The 22391-nt window shown below is 51.5% G+C and carries 21 protein-coding genes, 2 tRNA genes, 1 pseudogene and 1 other annotated feature; of the genes and pseudogenes, 13 read left to right on the top strand and 11 right to left on the bottom strand.

Features of this window, described 5'->3' with window-relative positions:
- Window positions 1–239 precede the first annotated feature (239 nt).
- The gene (locus ACE99V_RS11445) at window positions 240–1409 is read left to right on the top strand and encodes a putative glycoside hydrolase (protein ID WP_400491216.1); all 1170 of its coding nucleotides are present in this window, start codon (window positions 240–242) and stop codon (window positions 1407–1409) included.
- Window positions 1410–1434: 25 nt separating this feature from the next.
- Here ACE99V_RS11445 and ACE99V_RS11440 read toward each other — a convergent pair whose 3' ends face one another.
- Window positions 1435–2421 carry a YaaC family protein gene (locus ACE99V_RS11440; RefSeq protein ID WP_400491215.1) on the bottom strand — a complete coding sequence of 329 codons (987 nt, stop codon included), beginning with the start codon at window positions 2419–2421 and terminating at the stop codon, window positions 1435–1437.
- Window positions 2422–2593: 172 nt separating this feature from the next.
- Between ACE99V_RS11440 and guaB the strand changes: the two genes are divergently transcribed.
- The 8 genes from guaB to ACE99V_RS11400 all read left to right on the top strand — a co-directional run bounded on the left by guaB (window position 2594) and on the right by ACE99V_RS11400 (window position 12274).
- Window positions 2594–4054 carry an IMP dehydrogenase gene (gene guaB, locus ACE99V_RS11435; RefSeq protein WP_400491214.1) on the top strand — a complete coding sequence of 487 codons (1461 nt, stop codon included), beginning with the start codon at window positions 2594–2596 and terminating at the stop codon, window positions 4052–4054.
- A 176-nt stretch (window positions 4055–4230) separates the two neighbouring features.
- Complete coding sequence (locus ACE99V_RS11430; protein WP_400491213.1) at window positions 4231–5535, top strand: D-alanyl-D-alanine carboxypeptidase family protein; 1305 nt, start codon at window positions 4231–4233, stop codon at window positions 5533–5535.
- Window positions 5536–5635: 100 nt separating this feature from the next.
- Window positions 5636–6520 carry a pyridoxal 5'-phosphate synthase lyase subunit PdxS gene (pdxS, locus tag ACE99V_RS11425; RefSeq protein ID WP_400491211.1) on the top strand — a complete coding sequence of 295 codons (885 nt, stop codon included), beginning with the start codon at window positions 5636–5638 and terminating at the stop codon, window positions 6518–6520.
- 11 nt (window positions 6521–6531) lie between these two features.
- Window positions 6532–7122 carry a pyridoxal 5'-phosphate synthase glutaminase subunit PdxT gene (pdxT, locus tag ACE99V_RS11420; protein WP_400491210.1) on the top strand — a complete coding sequence of 197 codons (591 nt, stop codon included), beginning with the start codon at window positions 6532–6534 and terminating at the stop codon, window positions 7120–7122.
- Between the two features lie 112 nt (window positions 7123–7234).
- Window positions 7235–7458 (top strand) — a binding site (T-box leader).
- A gap of 49 nt (window positions 7459–7507) precedes the next feature.
- The gene (gene serS, locus ACE99V_RS11415) at window positions 7508–8791 is read left to right on the top strand and encodes a serine--tRNA ligase (protein ID WP_400491209.1); all 1284 of its coding nucleotides are present in this window, start codon (window positions 7508–7510) and stop codon (window positions 8789–8791) included.
- 407 nt (window positions 8792–9198) lie between these two features.
- Window positions 9199–10809, top strand: a complete 1611-nt coding sequence (gene aceB, locus ACE99V_RS11410; protein ID WP_400491208.1) for a malate synthase A — start codon at window positions 9199–9201, stop codon at window positions 10807–10809.
- An 18-nt stretch (window positions 10810–10827) separates the two neighbouring features.
- Window positions 10828–12117 (top strand): isocitrate lyase, encoded by a 1290-nt coding sequence (aceA, locus tag ACE99V_RS11405; protein ID WP_400491207.1) that lies wholly within the window; start codon window positions 10828–10830, stop codon window positions 12115–12117.
- Window positions 12118–12197: 80 nt separating this feature from the next.
- Window positions 12198–12274, top strand: a tRNA-Arg gene (locus ACE99V_RS11400).
- A gap of 72 nt (window positions 12275–12346) precedes the next feature.
- Here the strand turns inward: ACE99V_RS11400 and ACE99V_RS11395 are convergent.
- Both ACE99V_RS11395 and ACE99V_RS11390 read right to left on the bottom strand, forming a co-directional pair.
- Window positions 12347–12856: an ImmA/IrrE family metallo-endopeptidase gene (locus ACE99V_RS11395; RefSeq protein WP_400491206.1), complete on the bottom strand. Its 510-nt coding sequence runs from the start codon at window positions 12854–12856 to the stop codon at window positions 12347–12349.
- A gap of 105 nt (window positions 12857–12961) precedes the next feature.
- On the bottom strand, window positions 12962–13327 hold the full coding sequence (locus ACE99V_RS11390; RefSeq protein ID WP_400491204.1) for a helix-turn-helix domain-containing protein: 366 nt from the start codon (window positions 13325–13327) through the stop codon (window positions 12962–12964).
- 165 nt (window positions 13328–13492) lie between these two features.
- Here ACE99V_RS11390 and ACE99V_RS11385 point away from each other — a divergent pair.
- Window positions 13493–13690, top strand: a pseudogene (locus tag ACE99V_RS11385) (helix-turn-helix domain-containing protein); the annotation flags it as partial.
- 261 nt (window positions 13691–13951) lie between these two features.
- Here the strand turns inward: ACE99V_RS11385 and ACE99V_RS11380 are convergent.
- The 7 genes from ACE99V_RS11380 to ACE99V_RS11350 all read right to left on the bottom strand — a co-directional run bounded on the left by ACE99V_RS11380 (window position 13952) and on the right by ACE99V_RS11350 (window position 20360).
- Window positions 13952–14869, bottom strand: a complete 918-nt coding sequence (locus ACE99V_RS11380; protein ID WP_400491203.1) for a DUF7916 family protein — start codon at window positions 14867–14869, stop codon at window positions 13952–13954.
- Window positions 14866–16305, bottom strand: coding sequence for an N-acetylglucosamine-specific PTS transporter subunit IIBC (gene nagE, locus ACE99V_RS11375; RefSeq protein ID WP_400491202.1), 1440 nt, complete (start codon window positions 16303–16305; stop codon window positions 14866–14868). Before nagE ends, ACE99V_RS11380 begins: the two co-directional genes overlap by 4 nt.
- 105 nt (window positions 16306–16410) lie before the next feature.
- Window positions 16411–16920: a PTS sugar transporter subunit IIA gene (locus ACE99V_RS11370; RefSeq protein ID WP_400491201.1), complete on the bottom strand. Its 510-nt coding sequence runs from the start codon at window positions 16918–16920 to the stop codon at window positions 16411–16413.
- 120 nt (window positions 16921–17040) lie between these two features.
- On the bottom strand, window positions 17041–17901 hold the full coding sequence (gene glcT / locus ACE99V_RS11365) for a glucose PTS transporter transcription antiterminator GlcT (RefSeq protein ID WP_400491200.1): 861 nt from the start codon (window positions 17899–17901) through the stop codon (window positions 17041–17043).
- Between the two features lie 187 nt (window positions 17902–18088).
- Window positions 18089–19087: a GDSL-type esterase/lipase family protein gene (locus ACE99V_RS11360; RefSeq protein ID WP_400491199.1), complete on the bottom strand. Its 999-nt coding sequence runs from the start codon at window positions 19085–19087 to the stop codon at window positions 18089–18091.
- A 135-nt stretch (window positions 19088–19222) separates the two neighbouring features.
- Window positions 19223–19729, bottom strand: coding sequence for a ribonuclease H-like YkuK family protein (locus ACE99V_RS11355; RefSeq protein ID WP_400491198.1), 507 nt, complete (start codon window positions 19727–19729; stop codon window positions 19223–19225).
- A gap of 127 nt (window positions 19730–19856) precedes the next feature.
- A complete protein-coding gene (locus ACE99V_RS11350) occupies window positions 19857–20360 on the bottom strand; it encodes a DinB family protein (protein ID WP_400491197.1) in 504 nt (167 codons plus the stop codon).
- 116 nt (window positions 20361–20476) lie between these two features.
- Between ACE99V_RS11350 and tadA the strand changes: the two genes are divergently transcribed.
- Window positions 20477–20935, top strand: a complete 459-nt coding sequence (gene tadA / locus ACE99V_RS11345; protein WP_400491196.1) for a tRNA adenosine(34) deaminase TadA — start codon at window positions 20477–20479, stop codon at window positions 20933–20935.
- A 22-nt stretch (window positions 20936–20957) separates the two neighbouring features.
- On the opposite strand, the gene ACE99V_RS11340 is transcribed toward tadA, so the two are convergent.
- Window positions 20958–21677 carry a pseudouridine synthase gene (locus tag ACE99V_RS11340; RefSeq protein ID WP_400491195.1) on the bottom strand — a complete coding sequence of 240 codons (720 nt, stop codon included), beginning with the start codon at window positions 21675–21677 and terminating at the stop codon, window positions 20958–20960.
- A gap of 139 nt (window positions 21678–21816) precedes the next feature.
- Between ACE99V_RS11340 and ACE99V_RS11335 the strand changes: the two genes are divergently transcribed.
- Together ACE99V_RS11335 and ACE99V_RS11330 are read left to right on the top strand one after the other, a co-directional pair.
- Window positions 21817–21908, top strand: a tRNA-Ser gene (locus ACE99V_RS11335).
- Window positions 21909–22065: 157 nt separating this feature from the next.
- On the top strand, window positions 22066–22326 hold the full coding sequence (locus ACE99V_RS11330) for a metal-sensitive transcriptional regulator (protein WP_400491194.1): 261 nt from the start codon (window positions 22066–22068) through the stop codon (window positions 22324–22326).
- The last annotated feature ends 65 nt before the right edge of the window (window positions 22327–22391 follow it).

Below are 22391 nucleotides of genomic sequence, written 5' to 3'. Positions count from 1 at the left end.
GAGGTTGATAGGTTCGGTGTGGAAGCGCGGCAACGCGTGGAGCTGACGAATACTAATCGGTCGAGGACTTATCCACACAATCCCTTAGCCTATGAGCGTATCCAGTTTTCAAGGAATGAGAAGAGAACTCTCAACGTTGATCGTTGGGGGTTTTTTTGTTTTTCCGGGAAGGAAGAAAGTCGGGAGTAAATGCGTAACATGATATACTAGAGGAGTTAAGCGAAGAAGGGGTGGCCCAGATGACGATAAAATGCAAACTGCTCACATTTGTCGTATTGGCATTGTTTTGTTTGATCATGTGGGCGGGAACCAAAGGGGTCGTGGCTCAGCAAGAGGCATCTTCACCAACGAATATCTGGTCCGACGAAGAGCTTCTTTCTTCGCCAGACAGACTGAATCATATGAAAATTCCTGTAAAAGCGAAGGGAATTTACCTGACGGGTTGGTCTGCGGGAAACAACAATTTCGTCAAACTGCTCCGACTGGTAGATGACACTGAATTGAACGCAATGGTTATCGATATGAAGGAAGACGAGGGCCGGATTACTTACCAATCCGGTGTGCCGTTGGTCAAAGAGGTAAAAGCGGACGCCACGACTTTTATCCAAGACATAGATCAATTGGTTCAAACCTTGAATGATCACCACGTGTATCCCATCGCTCGCATCGTCTGCTTCAAGGATCCGTATTTGGCCGGGAAAAAAGTGGAGTGGGCCATGCATCGCAAGAACGGTTCAATCTGGTCGGATAGCAAGGGCGTAGTCTGGATTGATCCTTACCGCAAGGAAGTGTGGGATTACAATGTTGCCCTCGCAAAAGAAGCGGCCAAAAAGGGATTTAAAGAAATCCAGTTTGATTATGTTCGATTTCCCGACAACGGAAAAAAAGTAGACCAGGACGTGGCCTTTTACCAGCAAAACGGCAAACCGAAACAGCAGGTGGTTGCCGACTTTCTGGCTTATGCCAAAAAGGAGCTGGCTCCTTATCACGTGTACATATCGGCTGACGTCTTTGGTCTGGTGCCATCCGTTCGCGACGACATGGGGATCGGGCAGAAGTGGGAGCTGATTACACCGATCGTGGATTACATCAGCCCCATGATGTACCCTTCCCATTACGCTAACGGGACATACGGGCTGGCTGTGCCGGATTCACGTCCCTATGAGACCATTGCAAACGGATTGAGGGATGCAATGGAAAAAGACGCCGTTCTGCGTGCCAACAACCAACCGACCGCGTTCATTCGCCCGTGGTATCAAGATTTTACCGCCCGTTGGGTCAAGGGATATATCCCCTACGGGCCAGCCGAGGTACAGGCGCAAATCAGGGCGGGAAGGGAACTCGGTGTAGACCAGTACCTCATCTGGGATGCGGGCAACTCTTACAGCGAAGGAGCTTGGCGAAAATAAAGGCAGAGAAAGGCAACACCCATCACTACGACGGGAACAGGGTGTTGTTTTTTTTCATCTGTTCCATAATAAAGGTAGGAAAAGCGTGCTCGTGGTGTGTGAGAAAGCGGTCGACCAGCAAGGTCTCTGCATATGCGTGGGAGAGGACGAGCTCTCCCCACCACTCTGTTTCGTAGCGGCAGAGCATGCTGAGTACATACAGAAGCAAATAATGATTTACCCAAACCGGCAGCGGCAAAGTATCATTCGGCCCGTTCCAAACGAAAACAGTCTCTCCGTCTCGCTGGAATACGGGATGATCCGACAGGAGAACCAGATCGGCAGATGACAGGCAAAACTGCTTGCGGCCGGTTGACGGTTCCCATTCAACGATCGGAATGGTAAGTCCCAAAGGAGCCATTCTCTGTAGAAATTGTCTGTAGGTTTCAGGGGAAAATCCCAGCGTTCCATTCGAACGGAAGGGAAGCGCTAAAACAACAGACCCGTCCGCTTGTGCTGCCATCTGAACACGATGCCAGTAACGCTCACCGGTAACTCCCGCATAGGCATCTGACAAAGCAGAAAGTGAGCCTAACAGTTCTTTCACCAGGTAACGCTCGTTCAGCAGTGTTGGCCCCAGAACCTTGGCCAGCTGCGCAAAAAAGCCCTCCTTTTGCGGACGCACTTCGTCTTCGAGGAGTTGATAGGGGGTTCGCTTCAATTTGCGGGTGGTGACACCGTGCTGAAGCATTCTGCTGTTTTGCGGATAATCAGGTTCGACAGTAAGCAAGACTCCCTTCAGCATGTGAACGCACCCGTAAAACAGAAGCAGCGGACGAATGAGCAAATCGGCATCTGCCGCCGCGGAATAAAACGCGCGTGCCTGCTTCCACGTGTAGAGGAACCGATTGCTTTGTTGAAACGCAAGACGATTGGGATGGTCAAACCCTCGGTGTTGATAACAGTCCGTTAAAAATTTTCGGGCGGTAGGCTCCGTCTCCAGGAAACGGAGATAGCTCCATGCTTTATCCATATGGTTCCACCTTTTCAGGAAATCTTCGTATTATGGTAGCGCTTTCCCGATTTGTTTTTAGATTTATCTGTCTAATTTTATGTAACTCCGAACATTGACTCGTTTTCTTGACAGTAAATTAAGGCGTTTGTTAAACTGGCATAAAATATTTTGGCGAAAGGGGCAAGTTATTGTGCGGGAAGACAAGTTTGTGAAGGAAGGATTAACGTTTGACGACGTATTGCTTATTCCGGCAAAATCGGAAATCCTTCCCCGGGATGTTGACGTCACCACGAAACTGAGCGAAACAGTCAAATTAAACATTCCACTCATCAGCGCCGGCATGGATACAGTGACGGAATCAGCCCTTGCCATTGCCATGGCACGGCAAGGCGGTATCGGTATCATCCATAAAAATATGTCCGTCGAACAACAGGCAAGTGAAGTTGACCGTGTTAAACGATCGGAAAGCGGCGTTATCACAAATCCTTTCTCGTTAACTCCAGACCATACAGTAGCTGACGCGGATGCGCTCATGGGTAAGTACCGCATTTCCGGTGTCCCGATCGTCGATGAGGCTCACCATCTGGTCGGAATCCTCACTAACCGCGATCTCCGCTTTGTACATGACTTTTCTACCCCCATCAAAGACGTAATGACCAAAGAAAATCTCGTAACCGCTTCGGTGGGAACCACACTTCAACAGGCAGAAGCCATCCTGCAAAAGCACAAAATCGAAAAACTGCCGCTGGTGGACGAAAACAATGTCTTGAAAGGGTTAATTACCATTAAAGACATTGAGAAAGCGATCCAATATCCGAATGCGGCAAAAGACCTTCAAGGACGCTTGCTCTGTGGTGCAGCAGTCGGTGTATCGGCTGATACGTTTGAGCGTGCTGAGGCCCTGGTACAAGCGGGCGTTGACGTATTGGTCGTGGATACCGCACACGGACACTCCCGCGGTGTTATTGAAACCGTCAAAAAGCTGAGAAAGGCTTATCCGGAACTGACCATCGTAGCTGGCAACGTGGCAACGGGAGAAGCGACCCGCGATCTGATTGAAGCAGGCGCTTCTGTGGTAAAAGTGGGGATCGGTCCCGGCTCCATTTGTACCACACGTGTCGTAGCCGGTATCGGTGTACCGCAAATCACGGCGATTTACGATTGTGCACGGGTAGCCCGCAAATACAATATTCCAATTATTGCCGACGGCGGCATTAAATACTCCGGTGACTTGCCAAAGGCGATCGGAGCCGGCGCATCGGCGATCATGATCGGAAGCTTGTTTGCCGGAACGGAAGAGAGCCCGGGCGAGTTTGAAATTTTCCAGGGCCGCCGCTTTAAAGTGTATCGCGGTATGGGCTCCATTGGAGCGATGAAGGCAGGCAGCAAAGACCGCTACTTCCAGGAAAACGAGCAAAAGCTGGTGCCGGAGGGCATCGAGGGCCGTGTGCCGTATAAAGGGCCTCTGGCTGATGTCGTGTATCAGCTGATCGGCGGTCTGCGAGCCGGGATGGGCTATTGTGGAACGAAAACAATCCAGGAGCTTATCGACAACTCCCAGTTCGTCCGCATCACCGGTGCCGGTTTGCGCGAGAGTCATCCGCATGATGTCCAAATTACCAAAGAAGCACCGAACTACTCGATTTCCTAAGTCATTTGTCCTATTCAGACCCCTTTCCGACAGAGAAAGGGGTCTATTTCTAGGGATTGGCAAAACAGAACAGGTCGAAACAAGCTTCAATCGATACCCGTTCCTATGGTACACTTACACTTGGTGTCCGTTTACAGAAAAACTCAAAAGTGACAGAACGGGAGAGTGAGAGGAGAATGAGTGTGAGAAAATGGGCAAAGCGGCTTACAGGACTGTTCCTGTCTGTCGCCATTTTCGCGACCGCCTGGAGCGGGGGGGCTGCCAACACCAATGCTGCCCAAGCTGACCTGCAGCTGGCGGTAAAATCAGCCATTCTTTTGGAAGCGTCGACAGGAAAAGTTATCTATAGCCACAACCCGGATGTACCGCTGCCGCCGGCCAGCATGTCGAAAATGATGACGGAATACCTCGTGCTGGAGGCGCTCAAGCAGAAAAAAATCACCTGGGATGAAAAGGTACCGGTGAGCGAGTACGCGTTCTATATTGCAAAAATGGCCGACTCTGCAGGGGTTTACCTCAATATGGGCGAGTCGTTCACCGTAAAAGAGCTGTACAAAGCAATGGCGATCGCATCCGCAAACGATGCAACCGTGCTGCTTGCGGAAAAGGTGGGCGGCAGTGAAGCGAACTTTGTCACCATGATGAACCAAAAAGCGCAAGAGTTGGGGATGAAAAATACAAAGTTCGTTACTTCTACAGGTCTCCCGGCGAACGAGCTGGGACCGTACTCTCCGCAAACCGATCAGACCGAAAACCTGATGTCGGCCCGCGACTCGGCCATTCTGGCACGAGCACTGATCCGCGATTTCCCGGAAGCTCTGGAGTACTCGAAAATTTCCCGTCTTGTTTTCCGCGAAGGTATGCCAAACGAGCTCAAGAAGGCAAACTACAACTGGATGCTTCCTGACTTGAACAACTACTATCCGGGGGTAGACGGCTTGAAAACCGGATATACAGCCGAGGCCAAGTACTGTTTTACCGGAACGGCTACCCGTGACGGCATGCGGCTGATCAGCGTAGTGATGGGGACGGAAAGCGAAACCAAGCGCTTTGTGGAAACCAAGAAGCTGTTTGATTACGGCTTCAGCAGCTTCAAGCTGGTGAAGCATCTGGACAAGGGAGCTGCGATCAAAGGATATGAAACAGCGCCTGTGAAAAACGGGGTAGAGCTGGAAGTCCCGGCGGTAACGGGAGACGTGGCGAACGTTCTGACCAAGATCGGCGAAGAAGGCAAGTACAAGCCGGTTGTCACCTTCCAGGAGTTAACCGCTCCCATTAAAAAAGAACAAGTAATCGGGAAGGTTGTCTTCAAGACGGAAGGCGCCGCAGAAGGCGATTACCTTCAGCCGGAAGACGCCACCAGAGGCGGGGTTGACCTGGTGGCAGCGCAAGATGTGGAAGAGGCCAGCTGGCTTCGCTTGTTCTTCCGCAGCGTGATCCAGTTCATCGGCAACATCTTAAGCAGTATTACGGGAAAATAAATGGGGTTGTTTCCGAAATAAAAGATGGTTTACAATGGTGAATATTAAGAAAGCGTATACGCAATCAAGTCTGACTTCATATCGTAGGAGGCATAATACAATGGTGCAAGTAGGAACATCCCGCGTTAAAAGAGGTATGGCTGAAATGCAAAAAGGCGGCGTCATCATGGACGTCGTAAATGCTGAACAGGCGAAAATTGCCGAAGCCGCCGGTGCTGTTGCTGTAATGGCGCTGGAGCGCGTACCGTCCGATATTCGTGCCGCAGGCGGCGTAGCGCGCATGGCTGACCTCAGCATCGTGGAAGAAGTGTTGAATGCTGTATCCATTCCTGTCATGGCAAAAGCACGGATCGGCCATTTTGTAGAAGCGCGTGTTCTGGAGTCGATGGGTGTAGACTACCTCGATGAGAGTGAAGTTTTGACGCCTGCTGACGATATGTACCATATTAATAAAAAAGAGTTTACGGTTCCGTTCGTGTGCGGCGCACGTGATCTCGGGGAAGCGCTTCGCCGCATCGGTGAAGGCGCGTCCATGATTCGTACCAAGGGTGAACCGGGAACGGGCAACATCGTGGAAGCCGTACGTCATATGCGTACCATGCAGTCCCAGATTCGCAAGGTACAAAGCATGTCCTACGATGAACTGATGGCGGAAGCAAAAGCACTGGGTGCCCCTTACGATCTGCTCGAGTATGTTCATAAAAACGGCAAGCTGCCGGTTGTAAACTTCGCGGCAGGCGGTGTGGCTACTCCTTCCGACGCAGCACTGATGATGCATCTGGGCGCAGACGGCGTATTCGTAGGTTCCGGTATCTTCAAGTCCGAGAACCCGGAGAAATTCGCTCGTGCGATCGTCGAAGCAACCACACACTACACCGATTACGAACTGATTGCCCGCGTATCCAAAGGTTTGGGTACACCCATGACCGGTATCGAAATCTCCAAAATCCGCGAAGCAGATCGTATGCAAGAACGCGGCTGGTAAGGTGAACTGACATGAAAATTGGTGTACTCGCCCTTCAGGGAGCTGTGGCCGAGCACATTCGCATGCTGGAAGAAGCAGGCGCCACAGCAGTACCGGTTAAGAAAGTAGAAGAGCTGGAAGACCTGGACGGACTGGTTATTCCCGGCGGAGAAAGCACCACCATCAGCAAGCTGATGCACAAGTACGGATTCATGGAAGCGATTCGTCAGTTCGGACAAGCCAAAAAGCCGATTTTTGGTACATGTGCGGGAGCCATTCTGTTGGCCAACCGCATCAACGGACAGGACGACTTCCACCTCGGCTTGATGGATATCAAGGTGGAGCGCAACGCATTCGGCCGTCAAAAGGAAAGCTTTGAGGTATCGCTTCCGATCGCCGGTGTGGCGTCTGATTTCCCGGCCGTGTTTATCCGTGCTCCATACATCATGGAGGTAGCCGGAAACGGTGAGATTTTGTCCAAGTACGAGGAAAAAATCGTCGCCGCTCGCCAGGGACAATATCTGGCGGCCGCCTTTCATCCGGAGTTGACCGAAGACTTCCGCATGCACAAGTACTTCCTCGACATGGTAAAAGAATACCGCGGCGAGAAAGTACAAGCATAAATGGAACCGATGGAGAAAACCAGCACCGTTACGGGTGCTGGTTCTTTGTTTGTTGACTTTACACAGGTATAGAGTTTGTAGTACAGTTAAAGAATAAAAGTATAAATATGTGTGGAATACGTTGACGAGAACAAGTACGCTGCACCTGTCAGGCAAAGAGAGTCGGTGGATGGTGCGAACCGACCCGGCATGCAGAAGAATCCATCTCGGAGTGGCAAAGGAATGAACTTTGCCCGGTACCCGTACCGTTAAAACGGGCAGAGTGGGTAGATGCAACAAGCGGTAGGCATCTGCCAATAAGGGTGGCAACGCGGGTAAGCAGCACTCGTCCCTTGCAAGGGGGATGGGTGTTTTTTATTTTGTTGATACACGGAGGGATCCTAAGATGTTAGACGTAAAGGTTTTGCGACACGACCTGGAAGAGGTAAGGCGTCGGCTTGCCCATCGTAATGAAGACATCTCAGCGTTGGATCAATTTGCGGAAGTGGACGAGAAGCGGCGTCAGGTGATTCAAGAGGCGGAGGCGTTGAAAAACAAACGCAATACCGTCTCCGAGCAAGTCGCTGTATTGAAGCGCAACAAGGAAAATGCCGATCATTTGATTGCAGAAATGAAGGAAGTAAGCGACCGGATTAAAGTGTTGGACGAGGAACTGCGCCAGTTGGATGAACAGCTGGAGCAAATATTGCTCAGCCTGCCAAACCTGCCGCATGAAAGCGTACCGGTGGGAACATCCGAAGAGGACAATGTGCTGGCATGGACCTGGGGTGAACCGCGCAAATTTGATTTTACGGCCAAACCTCACTGGGAGCTGGCTCAGGAACTGGGGATTCTCGACTTCGAGACAGCGGGGAAAGTGACCGGGAGCCGCTTTGTTTTCTATAAGGGGCTGGGTGCCCGCCTGGAGCGTGCCCTGATGAACTTTATGCTGGACCTGCATTCCGAAGAGCATGGATATGAAGAGATCCTGCCGCCGTATATGGTGAACCGCTTGAGCATGACCGGCACCGGCCAGCTTCCGAAATTCGAAGAGGATGCGTTTAAAGTGGAAGGACCGGACTACTTCCTGATTCCAACCGCAGAGGTGCCGGTGACCAACATGCATCGTGACGAGATTCTCGACGCAGCCGACCTGCCGAAATACTATGCGGCGTACAGCGCCTGCTTCCGTTCTGAAGCGGGTTCGGCAGGACGCGATACGCGCGGCTTGATCCGTCAGCATCAGTTCAACAAAGTGGAGTTGGTGAAGTTCGTCAAACCGGAAGACTCCTACGATGAATTGGAAAAGCTGGTGAAAAACGCGGAGAAAGTGCTCCAGCTGTTAGGCTTGCCATATCGCGTGATGAGCATGTGCACGGGTGATCTCGGTTTTACGGCAGCGAAAAAGTACGATATCGAAGTGTGGATTCCAAGCTACGAAACCTACCGGGAGATCTCGTCCTGCTCCAACTTCGAAGACTTCCAGGCCCGTCGTGCGAATATCCGCTTCCGCCGCGACACCAAGGCAAAGCCTGAATTTGTGCATACCCTCAACGGTTCCGGTCTGGCAATCGGGCGTACTGTGGCCGCACTGCTGGAGAATTATCAACAAGCGGATGGCACGGTTCTCATTCCGGAAGTACTGCGTCCTTACATGGGCGGTTTGGAGAAAATCGCGCCGAAGAAATAAGTAGAAAAAGAGGCCTTCTGTATTAGTACAGAAGGCCTTTTTTGCATAAAAGCGGGAATTTTCTAAAATGTGTTGCAATACAGAAGTTGCTGTTATATAATAACACCAACAACAAAAACAATTGTTTTAATACAGAAATCAAACAGGAGGGGCGTTGGAGATGAATTGCTATCGGTGTGAAGGAAACGGAGAACAGAATTGCCCGCAGTGCGGAGGACATGGACATGATCTGAACGGTACGCAATGCCATCACTGTCACGGAGACGGATGTGTAAGCTGCAGCACTTGCAGTGGATCAGGCTATATGGAGTGAGTCATTTTTTTTGTAGGTACTGTACTATAATAGAATCTTAAAAACATTTCTGTACCATAATAATTCGTTGTGATTTGAAAGGAGGAGCTTCCCTATGGCAACAACTCCTATGAATCATTATCCAACCGGAGTAGACGTAACCGGCGAGATTTCGCCGGAATTTGCGGAAATTCTTACGCCACAGGCCATTCAATTTATAACCAAGCTGGAGCGTACGTTTGGCAATAAGCGTCGGGCCCTGCTTGAAAAACGGAAAGAACGGCAGGCTGAAATCGACGCCGGAAACATGCCTGATTTTTTGCCGGAGACAGCCCACATCCGCACAGGCAGCTGGGCCATAGAACCTCTCCCCGATGATTTGCAGGACCGCCGGGTGGAAATTACCGGACCTGCAGGTGATCGCAAAATGGTCATCAACGCACTAAACTCTGGCGCAAAAATATTTATGGCTGATTTTGAAGACGCCAACTCACCTACTTGGGAAAATACCGTTCAGGGACAAATCAACCTGCGGGATGCCAACCGGCGGACGATCTCCTATACCAGCCCGGAAGGCAAGCGCTATGCCTTGCATGAGAAACCAGCCGTCCTGCTGGTGAGACCCCGCGGATGGCACCTGGAAGAGAAGCACGTTTTACTGGATGGAAAACCTGTCTCGGGAAGCTTGTTTGACTTTGGACTTTATCTCTACCACAATGCCGAGACGTTACAAACAAACGGTACCGGTCCCTATTTCTATCTTCCGAAGCTGGAGAGCCATCTGGAAGCGCGACTGTGGAATGACGTATTCATTTTTGCCCAGGACGAACTGGGAATTCCGCAGGGAACCATCAAGGCTACGGTACTCATCGAGACGATTCTCGCCGCCTTTGAAATGGATGAAATCCTGTACGAACTTCGCGAACATAGCGCCGGGTTGAACTGCGGCCGCTGGGACTACATCTTCAGCTACATCAAGAAGCTGCGCAACCATCCCGACGTCATCCTGCCGGATCGGGCGCTGGTAACCATGACCGTCCCGTTTATGCGGGCGTACACGACCTTGGCAGTAAAAACCTGCCACAAGCGCAAGGCTCCCTGCATCGGCGGAATGGCTGCACATATTCCGGTGAAGAACGATCCGGAGAAAAACGAAGAAGCTTTGGGGAAAGTACGCGCTGACAAAGAGCGGGAAGCGTATGACGGACACGACGGCACGTGGGTGGCTCACCCGGGACTCGTACCGGTGGCGATGGAAGTGTTTAACCGACTGATGCCGGAACCGAACCAGATCTGGTATAAGCGGGAGGATGTTCACGTCATGGCTCAAGACTTGCTGGCGGTTCCGGAAGGGCCGATTACGGAAGGCGGAGTACGAACCAACATCAACGTGGGCATTCAGTACATTGAAGCGTGGATGCGGGGCTTTGGAGCCGTTCCCATTCACAACCTCATGGAAGATGCCGCGACAGCGGAGATCTCACGGGCACAGATTTGGCAGTGGATTCGTCACCGTCGAGGGGTACTCCCGGACGGCCGAAAAGTGACCGTTGAACTGGTGCGGCAATGGGTCGAGGAGGAGATGGAAAAGCTGAAATCCGCCATCGGTCCGGAAAAGTATGAGCAAGGAAAATACCAACAAGCCTGCGAGCTCTTTTTGCGGCTGGTGACTGCCGATACTTTCGAAGAGTTTTTAACGATTCCCGGTTACACCTACTTACAATAAAAAAAGGAGTGGAAGAACATGAACAGACAAGAGGCAATCGCAACATTGGAGGAAAGCTGGAAATCGGAGCGCTGGAAAGGCATCGAGCGGACATACACGGCGGAGGACGTCGTTCGACTGCGCGGCTCTGTACAGATTGAACATACGCTGGCCCGTTTGGGGGCAGAGCGGCTGTGGAATCTGCTGCATACGGAGCACCATATCAAGGCGCTGGGTGCACTCACGGGCAATCAAGCCGTTCAGCAGGTGAAAGCCGGATTGAAAGCAATCTACCTGAGCGGCTGGCAGGTGGCTGCCGATGCCAACCTGGCGGGTCAAATGTACCCGGACCAAAGCTTGTATCCGGCCAACAGCGTGCCCCACGTAGTGAAGCGCATCAACCAGGCATTGCAGCGGGCCGATCAGATTCAGCAGGCAGAGGGAACAGGTGATACGTACTGGTTTGCCCCGATCGTCGCTGATGCGGAAGCGGGATTCGGCGGTCCTCTTAACGTCCACGAGCTCATGAAAGCGATGATTGAAGCAGGTGCGGCCGGCGTTCACTTCGAAGACCAGCTGGCTTCCGAGAAGAAGTGCGGCCACATGGGAGGCAAGGTGTTGATTCCTACCCAAGCCGCTGTCAAGAATCTGATTGCCGCCCGCCTGGCTGCTGACGTAATGGGCGTTCCCACGATCATTGTGGCAAGAACGGACGCCAATGGCGCCTTCCTCATTACCAGCGACGTAGACGAGCGCGACCGGGACTTCCTCACCGGTGAGCGCACGCCGGAAGGCTTTTTCCGGATGCGAGGCGGTCTGGACGCTGCCATTGCCCGCGGTCTCAGCTATGCCCCATACGCCGATCTGATCTGGTGCGAGACGTCCGAACCCAATATCGAAGAAGCCAGAAAATTTGCGGAAGCCATCCACGCCAAGTTCCCAGGCAAGCTGCTGGCCTACAACTGCTCGCCGTCGTTCAACTGGAAGAAGAAACTGGATGAAAAGACGATCGCACGCTTCCAGGATGAGTTGGGTGAAATGGGCTACAAGTTTCAGTTTGTGACCCTGGCCGGCTTCCACGCGTTGAACTACAGCATGTTCGAATTGGCTCGCGGCTACCGCGACCGCGGAATGGCGGCCTATTCCGATCTGCAGCAGGCGGAGTTTGGAGTCGAGCGATACGGTTATACGGCAACCCGCCATCAACGCGAAGTAGGTACCGGCTACTTTGACGAACTGGCCCAGGTCATCGCGGGCGGCACCTCTTCCACCACTGCATTGACCGGCTCCACGGAAGAAGAGCAGTTTACCCACGAGAAGGTAGTCTAATAGACGAAAAGGGACGGGATTTCCCGTCCTTTTGGATTTGCAAAAATCGCGATTCCTCCATATAATGTTGATGAACAAATGTCCTCGTAGCTCAGCAGGATAGAGCAGCAGTTTCCTAAACTGCGTGTCGGAGGTTCGAGTCCTCTCGGGGACGCCATATATCAATCAGTAATGGCGCGGGTTTTCAGTCGCATGACTGCCCGCGCCTTTTTGTTGACGCCGGAAGTACTTACCCGTGTGCTCGTCTGGCATTTGTTCGGCTTGCGTAACGCAGTTCGTCCATCTTGCCTTGGTAGATGCGCCGCTTGATCTGGTCGAGTCGACGAGCGGCAAGTTCATGGGTCACTTTGAATTCGTCAGCCAGGAGGCAGATGAAGTCTCCTTCCTGACAGGGCATCTTCAGCGTGCTGACCATATAAAATGGAATGGCTGCATACATCAAAAAATGAGACGCCTGAGCCTCCTGCAATTCGCGGAAGGGTTTTTCCATCATCGTTTGCTTGCCTGCGTGCCCGCGCAAAATATGGCCCAACTCGTGATAAAAGTGTTCTCTCTGTTTCTTCTTGGATAACGTTGAGTTTAGCGTGATGCTTCGGTAAAGTCCCGCTTCATATCTCATGGAAGGGCTCGGAAGGTAAAAGAGTTCAATACCAAGTGAGTCTGCAATAATATCTTCATTCAATTCATGAGGGTGTGAAAAGCCTAATCCGATATAAAACCTTGTCAGCCATTTTTCCAATTCAGTGGACTTGTAGTATGGGAGCATGGCACACCTCACAAGAAGGGAATATACGTTCGGCTTGAACGTCTAGAGAATGCCCGGATGATAAGGAGTTGAGGCCCCCTACTTCTTCCGGGCATTTACTTGCTTAGCTCGCCAACGAAGGAACTCTATGTGCTTTTTTACTTCCTCGATTTCCTCTTCGGAAAGTCCTTCGAGATCGAAAAAGGAGATATGCTCGTCGTGCGGGTCACGCTCTGACTTTTTTTTTGACGGAGCGGGATCATCGGTCTTACCCAGCAGGAAATCGGTTGAGACTTCGAAGATATCGGCTGCTTTTGAGATCAAGGAATCGTCCACGCTTTTTTTTTCTCCTGATTCTACGCGGGAGAGGACGGTATTATGTATGCCAAGTTTTTCGGCCAATTGGATTTGGGTCCACTCCCTTTTTTCCCGAAGTACCCGAATCCGTTGTCCGACGATCGACATTCCCTCACCAACTTTCCATTTTTGCAATTCTTATTCTAGCAGTTTTCCATAACGGAAAAAACATGTTTGTTAAAATGTCAAATAATGTATTGACCTTGCTGTTTTAGAAAAGTAATATGGAACTATAACGCTTTGCAGTTTTGGCAAAGAAGGGAGGGGAAAGCGTTGGACAAGCTGAACCTCGAATTTATTTGTAAAAGACGAATGGAACTTGGCCTTACCTTGCAGGAGATGGCGGAAGGTCTTGGGTTTAAGAATGCTTCCACTTACTTGAAATACGAAAAAGGGGACTATTCTTTCAAGGCGAACCATATCCCTGTTTTAGCCCGAAAATTGAGGTGTACGTTGGATCTCCTCTTTTTGAACAATTATTTGCTAAAACAGAAAATGAGCGGAGAGGAATCAGCGGGAAGGAGTCGGATGAAATCTCAGGAAGCAAATAAACGGCAGTTGGAGATTTGGAGGAAAACTCTCAACTACGAAATAGAGATGATGGAACCGAGAAGTGCAATGGCGTGTGAGGGATTTGTTAACCGATTGGACCATTTTGAAAAGCAAATAGAAGATAGGGAGCGACTTAATAAAAAGTGAGCCTCGTCCCGACGGGAGGAGGCTCTTGCATTGTTATCGTAACACAGATGCAGCCATTCGCACGTAGGTGTGTCGTTTGCCGCGAATCACGATGGAATAGTGCATAATGTTTTCAGGGATGGCAATGCCCGAATAGCCGGCGTCGCCAATGTGGTAGAGATCGGCTCCTGCCATTTTGCTGTACAGGGCGATTTGACGGATGGTGTCTTCGTCGGAACCCTCTTGGGAAGTGCCGGTGGCCAGGATGGAGAGAGCCCCCTGCTTTCGCACCAGGTCGACCATTTGCTTGGCGCTGTCGAGCGTAATGCCGGGTACGGTTCCCGGAGAGGGAAGCAGGATCACATCTGCACCAGCCTCGACAAAGCCCAATAGGGCCTGTTCCCCGACAATGCCTGATCCGGCTTCGTCGGCAACGCCTGCCCCGTGCATTTTACCGGCGATGATGAGCACTTCCTCACCCATAACGGCCCGGGCCTGTTGAATGGCGTGGCGGATTTCTGCATTGGTTACCCCGGTTTTGGGATTGCCCGTGATGCAAACAAAGTCAAAGCCTAGTTTTTTCGCTTCGGCAAATGTCTCTTCGGAAGCGATGCGTCCTTTGGGCAGTTCCACCAGTTTCTCTGCTTGCCTGGCATGGGGATCGACCGGCTCGAGATTTAACCCGATAGGCCTGCCTGTGTAAGCTTTCAGCGTGCCGATCACGGTTTGCGGATCGTCTGCCTGCAGACCTTGTACCGCAGGGTGGAACACGTCAAAGAAATTCAACAGAATCAGATCGGCGCCAAAAGCGGCTGCGATCTCCGCGTTGGTCACGCTGGGATAGAGAGGTGTGACGGCACAGATCACTTCGGCCACGAACACCCGGCCTTCCGACGCTTTGATCGACTGTTTCAGCTGTTTCCCGGTCATGCCGCGGAAATCGGATGCCGTGCAATCCAACAATCGTTTCATAGTTTTTTGATCTCGTCTTTGAGCATTTCCGACTGCGTGCCGAACACGATCTGAACGCTGCCTTGGCCAAGCTTCATCACGCCGGCCGCTCCCAGATCGCGCAGACCTTTTTCGTCAACCGCTTTTTCGTTCTTCAGGACGAGGCGCAGGCGGGTGATGCAAGCGTCTACGTCGACGATGTTGTCTTTGCCTCCAATCAGGGCGAGGACGCGCTGTGCCTTATCCTGCATGGAGGAACGACCGCCATCTGCGGATACCTCCGCGTCATCGTCATCGCGTCCCGGTGTCTTGATATTGTAGGCGACGATCAGGAAGCGGAACAGGAAGTAGTAGACGACCATGAACGCAAGTCCGATTGGAATCAGCAGCACCGGTTTGGTCGCCAGCGGGTAGTTGACGACATAGTCGATCAACCCGGCGGAAAATCCGAAGCCGTGCTTGATGCCCAGCATGGTCACGATAAACGCGGACACACCGGTCAGGATGGCGTGAACTACATAGAGGAAAGGCGCTACAAACATGAACGCAAACTCAATCGGTTCAGTGATGCCGGTGAGGAATGAAGTGAGCGCCGTTCCCATGAAGATAGAAGCGATCGCCGCTCGCTTTTCCGGCCTGGCGGTGTGAATGATCGCCAAAGCCGCACCCGGCAGAGCAAACATCATAATCGGGAAGAAGCCGGTCATGAACATCCCTGCAGACTTGTCGCCTGCAAAGAAGCGGTGCAGGTCTCCATGCACGACTTTGCCTGCCGCGTCCGTAAAGTCACCGATCTGGAACCAGGCGATCGCGTTGATCACGTGATGCAATCCGAACGGAATCAACAGCCGGTTAAAGGTACTGTACAGGGCGGCACCGGTGGCTCCGAGGCCAACGACCCAGTTGCCGAATGTGTGAAGCACTTCTTGAATCGGTCCCCAGACGATGCCGATCACCAGCGCAATGATCACCATGGCGATAGAGGTCGCGATCGGCACAAAACGCTTGCCGCCGAAGAAGCCCAGCCAGTCGGGCAGTTTGATGTCGTGGTACTTGTTGTAGAAATAAGCGGCGATTCCGCCGGCGAGGATCCCGCCGAGGACGCCCATGTTCAATTTGGCATCGTCCGGAATAAACGGCATGGCTGCGGGTACTTTGGCCAATACGCTTATCAGCACCTGATAGGCGATGACGGCAGCGAGAGCGGCAACCGCGTCTCCTGCCAAACCAATGGCTACACCAACTGCGAAGATGAGGGATAAGTTATCAAAAATAGCAGAACCGCCGGCCAACAGAAACGGTGCAACGTACTGGTTGAGGAACCCGCCCAGGGATTCCCCCAGTTTGAATTCCGTTTCGTAGTTGATGGCACCGAAGCGAAGCAACAACGCTGCTGCCGGAAGCGTGGCGACTGGGAGCATGAGTGCTTTCCCAATCTTTTGGAGGAACGCTAACATACAAAAACCTCCTTTTTTGAGTTTGATTTGTTTATTCAGAAAGTCCTTCCCGGGAGCGGGGCAGACTTGCCTGACCGGCGTTGGCGGAAACGCTTTCAACAAAAATCATAAATGTCCTTCCCTTAAGGCAATGGTAATGATCGGCTCCCGGCCTGCGATGACGTGAGAGTCCAGCGAGGCAATCAGCGAGGAAACCCGTTCCCCGTTGGTAATCACGACGGGAGTGACAGCAGGATAACCCGCCTTCTGAAGAATAGACAGATCGAATTCAATCAGTTTGTCGCCCGTTCTCACAACGTCCCCGACAGCGACATGGGGAGTAAAGCCTCTGCCGTTTAGCTTGACCGTGTCGATCCCGATATGGATCAGGATTTCCAGACCGGTCTCACTGGTCAGTCCGATGGCATGGCAGGTAGGAAACAAGTGGGTCACCGTACTGTCAATGGGGGCTACAACCAGGCCCTCGCTCGGTTGGATCGCGACGCCATCTCCGACAATTTTTTGGGAGAACACCGGATCGGGGACGTTTCTCAGGGCAACTGTGGTTCCTGTTACGGGGGCGTATAGGGTGATGTCCTTTTGCTCCTTTTTCCTGGAAAACAAATTTCCTAACATAACATCCTCCTTCAAAGCCTGTGTAAGAAAAAGGCATGAGCCAAGAGGCATAGAGAAACGGCTGCTTTCCCTACGACGCTTCGCTCATGCCTAGTCGAACTAGTAACACGCTGCTGGTGGTTATTTGGTTTCGTGAAGCAGACGATACAGATGCATCGCCATGTATCCCGTCTCATCCTCGGGCACGGCGACCTCAAGTCGGGCAGAGATGCAGGAGGTCAATGCTTCTGCCAGTTTGTAGGCATCCGGCATGGTGGTTTTTACGCGGTCCAGCAACGGGTTTTGTATAGATGTATGCTGATGAATCCGTTCGCATGCGAATCGCAGATGGGTAATGAGACGCATGTAGTCGATGGTGCTGCGCTCGATGGTTGTGCCTGTTTGTTCTTCAATAACGGCGACCAGTTGACGAATCATGTCGGTAAATTGTACGGCTTTGATCACCGGCAGATGGCTGACGGCAGAGTGAATATGCAGAGACAAAAACCCGATCTCGCTCTCTGGTATGTCGATGGCAAACTCCTTTTTGATGAGTTCTGCTGCCTTTTTGGCTAACGCGTACTCCTGCGGGTACAACGTCTGTATCTCAAACAGAAACGGATTGATGATTTCCATGCCGTGCTGCAGACGATATATGGCAAACTGTATGTGATCGGGAAGAGCGACGTGGACGTGCCCGTTGATCTCGGGAGTTATGTCTTTGGCAATCAAGTCGATGATCTCTTCGGAAATGCCGATCACCACATGATCCACCTGTTTCAGCATCGATTCATACTGCTTTTTGTGAGTCTCGTCTTCGAGGCGAAAACGTTTTTCAATGCGGATATCGGTTGGGGGGAGGGATGTCCCTTGCTTGTTGCCAAAGCCGATGCCTTTGCCAAACAACACGTACTCCTGCCGAGAGCCGGGCTCTTCGACGAGGACGACATTGTGATTTAACACTCGTGTGATCACATAAGGGTTTTCTTGTGCCCGCGTCACCAAACATCACCACGCTTCATGGGTAAGACTGAATAAGAAAGAGCCGAAAAAAACCTTTTTGCAAAAAGATTTTCTCAGCTCATGCCTGCGTACCAGTAACATGCTTCAAAACATATGTACTGGTATCATATAAGAATGACTTTCTGTTGTCAATATTCTGATTATTTGATGTATTTGCAAGACGAGCTTATTTTACTTTAACGGTAATGGTATACGTCTTGCCGCCATATCTGGCTTTTATGGCCGCTGTTCCCTTCGCTTTCGCCGTCAGCTTGCCGTCTTTCACTTCCACGATTCGCTTGTTGGTGGTGCTCCATTGTGCGAAAGAAGTGACGTCCTGATCTTCGCCGTTCTTGTAGGTGGCGGTGAGGGTCAGCTGAATGTTCTTCCCTTTTTCCAGGGTCACCCTGCGCTTGTCTGCTTGAAGGGAAGCGAGCGGGAAGACGCTGTTGACTTCTTTCCACATCGTATGAGCCAAGACCTCGTAGCCCTCTTCACTGGGGTGAATGTCCGCTGGATTGGGCAGATAGGTGCGGAAGTCGGCAGCAATCGCTTCAGCGGTTGGAACGAATGTCGCTCTGGCTCTGAGTGTTTTCGTTTTAATCGTGTGATTCAGCGAGTCGAGGAGAGGCATCAGTTGTTTTTGGACCGGCTCCGGAAGGTAGGGGAAGGAGTTGTAGTACCCCATCACGAATACTTCCGCGTCCGGATTCAAATCGTTGATCGCGGAAAAAATGTCGCTGAGATTATCGCCTGCCTGTTCGATCAGCTCTTCTACCTTCTCACGGTCAACGCTAACGCCATTGGGAGTAATTTTGATCTCTCGCAGAATGTCGTTTGCTCCCGCATCCAGGGTAATGATCTCTGCGTCCTCGATGCTCGCTTGTATGTGTTGGCCACCTTTTGCCACGTCTTGTTCGATGTCCCTCAGAACATCGCCCGTCGTATAACCGGGGACGGCAAACGCATTGGAATAGTCGTCCAGATACTCGATGTCATCCATGTACTCGGCCAGAAAATCCGTGTATCCCTTGCCGATCTCCCTGTAAGGAGTTTGACCGGCCGCCAGGGAGTCACCAAGCGCAAGATAGTCCACCTTCTCATCCACTTTGGCTACGGCCGTGAGCGGAACCAGCGCAAGGACAACCAACAGGGAAGCGAGGGAAAGGGAAAGTCCTTTTTTCACATGTAAAACCTCCTCGATATGTTCAATGTAAAGAAACATATTCGGAGATCGGGTAGGAATATCCTTCCAAAAATGAAAAGCGCTTCAAATAAAAGCAGGCACCGCTAGGCCGAATGCTTGACGGTGCCTTGTTGTTTACTTGGTAAACTTGTCTGCTATGGTGGAAGCGCAGAAGGAATGAGGCTTGATTTCGGCCCGAAAGTGGTTGGTTTCTGCTATGTTTAACAGAGCCTGGATAAACTTATGGGTAGGACCGTTTCTGCCGATATCAAAGTGAAGCTGAATGGGAATGTCGATATGTTGACTCTTTAAGTACTCACGCAATTCAGAAGCCAGCCCGACCGAGTAAAATGCTTCCTGGAAGATACGCTGTTGGAGAGAGGAGTACCGGCGCTCCTGAAATTTATGATAAAAAAATGAACCGCCGTGACCGAGGCGAATCAGTGAGATCACAATGGCAAAAAAAGTGCCGCGGCTCCTTAGCTGCGAATCAGCTCCCACGATAATCTCAAAAGGGCCGGTCGACGACGAAACCGCATGTTCAATGTTGGAAAATACAGCTTCTTTGTTCAGGAGTCCTCTTGTCGGACTGTGGAAGCTGTCGAACTGGATGGGCTGCTGGTTCACAGAGGTTAATCCCACTCACATCCCTCCTTTTTATTGTTAATGTATGTAATCTGCAGGAGAGTATGTGAACAGGAGGAGACAAAAACATCAGCGAAACAGCAGCATCGTTCGATGCCTGTGCCAAGGAGGCAAAGTGACGGAATCAGACAGCCGGCGGCTCCATGCCGAACTCGCTCCACTCTTCACGGGCAGGACCGTAAACACCGGGAACCTTCAGGCCTGCCTGACGCATCAGTACCGTCATTTGACCGCGATGGTGAATCATGTGCGAGATCAGAATGGACAGAGTGAGGCCGTTCGCCCACTGCATGCCGTACATCTCGCGCTCTTCCAGCAGCGTGCTGTCATTCCACTGCGTGCGGATCGCTTGAACGAGCGCCTCGCTGGCCTGTGCCCACTGTTGTGCGATTTCCTTCGCGGTAGCGGGGACAGGGGAATCGTGTTCTGCTGCTTCGAATTCAAGACCGGTGCGGGACATCATTTCGTGTACGCTGGTCACGATGTGCCAGGCCAGCCGTCCCAACGTACGGTCTTGAGGGGTTACCTCCTGCTTCAGCGATTCGTCGGTACAGGCGTCAAGGATGCGCTGAGTGGAGCGCGATTCGTTTTCCCAAGTTTGAATGAAAGAGTGAATGGTAAGAAACATCGTAAATCCCTCCAGGTTCGTATAGGAACATTTGTTCTATATTGTACTGCATGAAGGATAATATTTCCAGATATTTTTTTGGTAAAATTTCGCGGGAGGTTCGACAAAAACAGACAATGAACGCACACGAGTTCTTTATGCAAGCAGCAATAGAAGAAGCAGAAAAAGCAGCGTCGATCGGCGAGGTTCCCATAGGCGCGGTCATCGTTCGGGAGGGAGAGATTGTCGGGCGCGGATACAATCTGCGCGAGACAAAAAAAGACCCGACGCTCCATGCGGAGATGATCGCCATTCGGGAAGCGAGCGCCAGGCTGGGCGGTTGGCGGCTGATCGGCTGCACGCTGTACGTCACGCTGGAGCCGTGTCCCATGTGTGCCGGAGCGATTGTGCAAAGCCGCATCGAACAGGTCGTCTACGGTGCGAGAGACCCAAAGGCGGGGTGTGTCGGAACGCTGATGAACCTGCTGGACGATCCCAGGTTCAACCATCAGGTTCCAGTGGTGGAGGGTGTTCTTGCCGAGGAGTGCAGTCAGCTTTTGAAGGATTTTTTTCGCAGACTGCGCCAAAAAAAATAGCCCTGGTCTAAGACCAGGCCTTTCATCTCTCGCGACCGCGCAGAGCGTCCAGCTCTTCTTCGGTCAGCTCGCGATATTCGCCAGGCTCCAGCGATTCGTCGAGATGCAGGGAGCCCATCCGGATGCGTTTCAGGTAGATCACCTGCAAACCAAACGCGGCAAACATTCGTTTCACTTGATGAAACTTTCCTTCCATAATCGTCACCTTGATCTCGGAGACGTCTCCCGATGACAGGATTTCCAGCCTGGCAGGAAGCGTAGTGAAGTCCTCCAGTTCGACCCCTTTGGCAAAGGCTTGTACGTGTTGCTCCGTCACCCGGCCCTCGATGCGGGCGAAGTACTCCTTGTCCACCTTCTTTTTGGGAGATAGCAGATTGTGGGACAGCTGTCCGTCGTTGGTTAACAGGAGCAGTCCCTCGGTATCGATGTCCAGTCGGCCAACCGGGTGCACTTTCGTCGCCCATTCATAGGGGAGCAAATCCACCACAGTCTCGTGACGGGCGTCTTCCGTTGCGGAAATCACACCGGGCGGTTTGTTCAGCATAACGTAAATCCAGCGTTTATAGGTAAGCGGTTCATCGTCAACGGAAATCTCTTGTTCTTCCGGGATGACGTGCATGCCGGGGTCTGTTGCCGTCGTGCCGTCCACGGTGATCCGCCCCTGCTTCACCAGCTGTTTCACTTCCTTGCGTGTGCCAAAGCCCATATTGGCCAGCACTTTATCGAGACGCTCTCGTTTCATACACGGTTCCTCGTTTCCCTTCATTTTTTCCCTAGCTTTACTTATATTGACGGATTTCAACGGGCAAATCAAGGAGTGGAAAGGATTTGCTCTTGCAAGATAGACGTACTTTTGCTATATTTATTTTTGCTTCGGTCGTGGAGAGATACCCAAGTGGTCATAAGGGGACGCACTCGAAATGCGTTAGGCGTCGTGAGGCGTGCGTGGGTTCGAATCCCACTCTCTCCGCCATACATAATCCATACATGTTCCAACAAGCTTGTAAATTGAAGCATATTTTTGCCGCAGCGGCAAGAATATGCTTTTCATTTGGGCAAAATCAACCTGTCCTCTTTTTTGTGGTAAAGTATACTCAAAAGCTTCGCCATATAAGAAAGGAGAGCTCTTCGTGAATTACGGCGATCATATAAAAAATCGTTTGAAGCGAGTCGAGGGACAGGTTAGAGGGGTCCTTAGCATGATCGAAACAAATAAGGAATGCAAAGACGTGGTTGGGCAGTTGACGGCAATCCGATCGGCGGTTGATAAGGCCATTGCGGTTATTGTTGCGGAAAACCTGGCGACTTGCATTCGTGAAGAACTCGAACAGGGGAAAGACGCGGATCAAATTGTTCAAGAAGCGATTAACTTACTTGTGAAAAGCAGATAAAAACGATGGAATGAACCAAGCTCCAAACAGCAGCAATGGAGCTTTTTTATTTCCCAAAATCCAAA

Source organism: Brevibacillus soli (genome assembly GCF_044759095.2).
Taxonomy (GTDB): domain Bacteria; phylum Bacillota; class Bacilli; order Brevibacillales; family Brevibacillaceae; genus JBIYSM02.
This window is presented reverse-complemented; position numbering and strand designations above follow the sequence as displayed.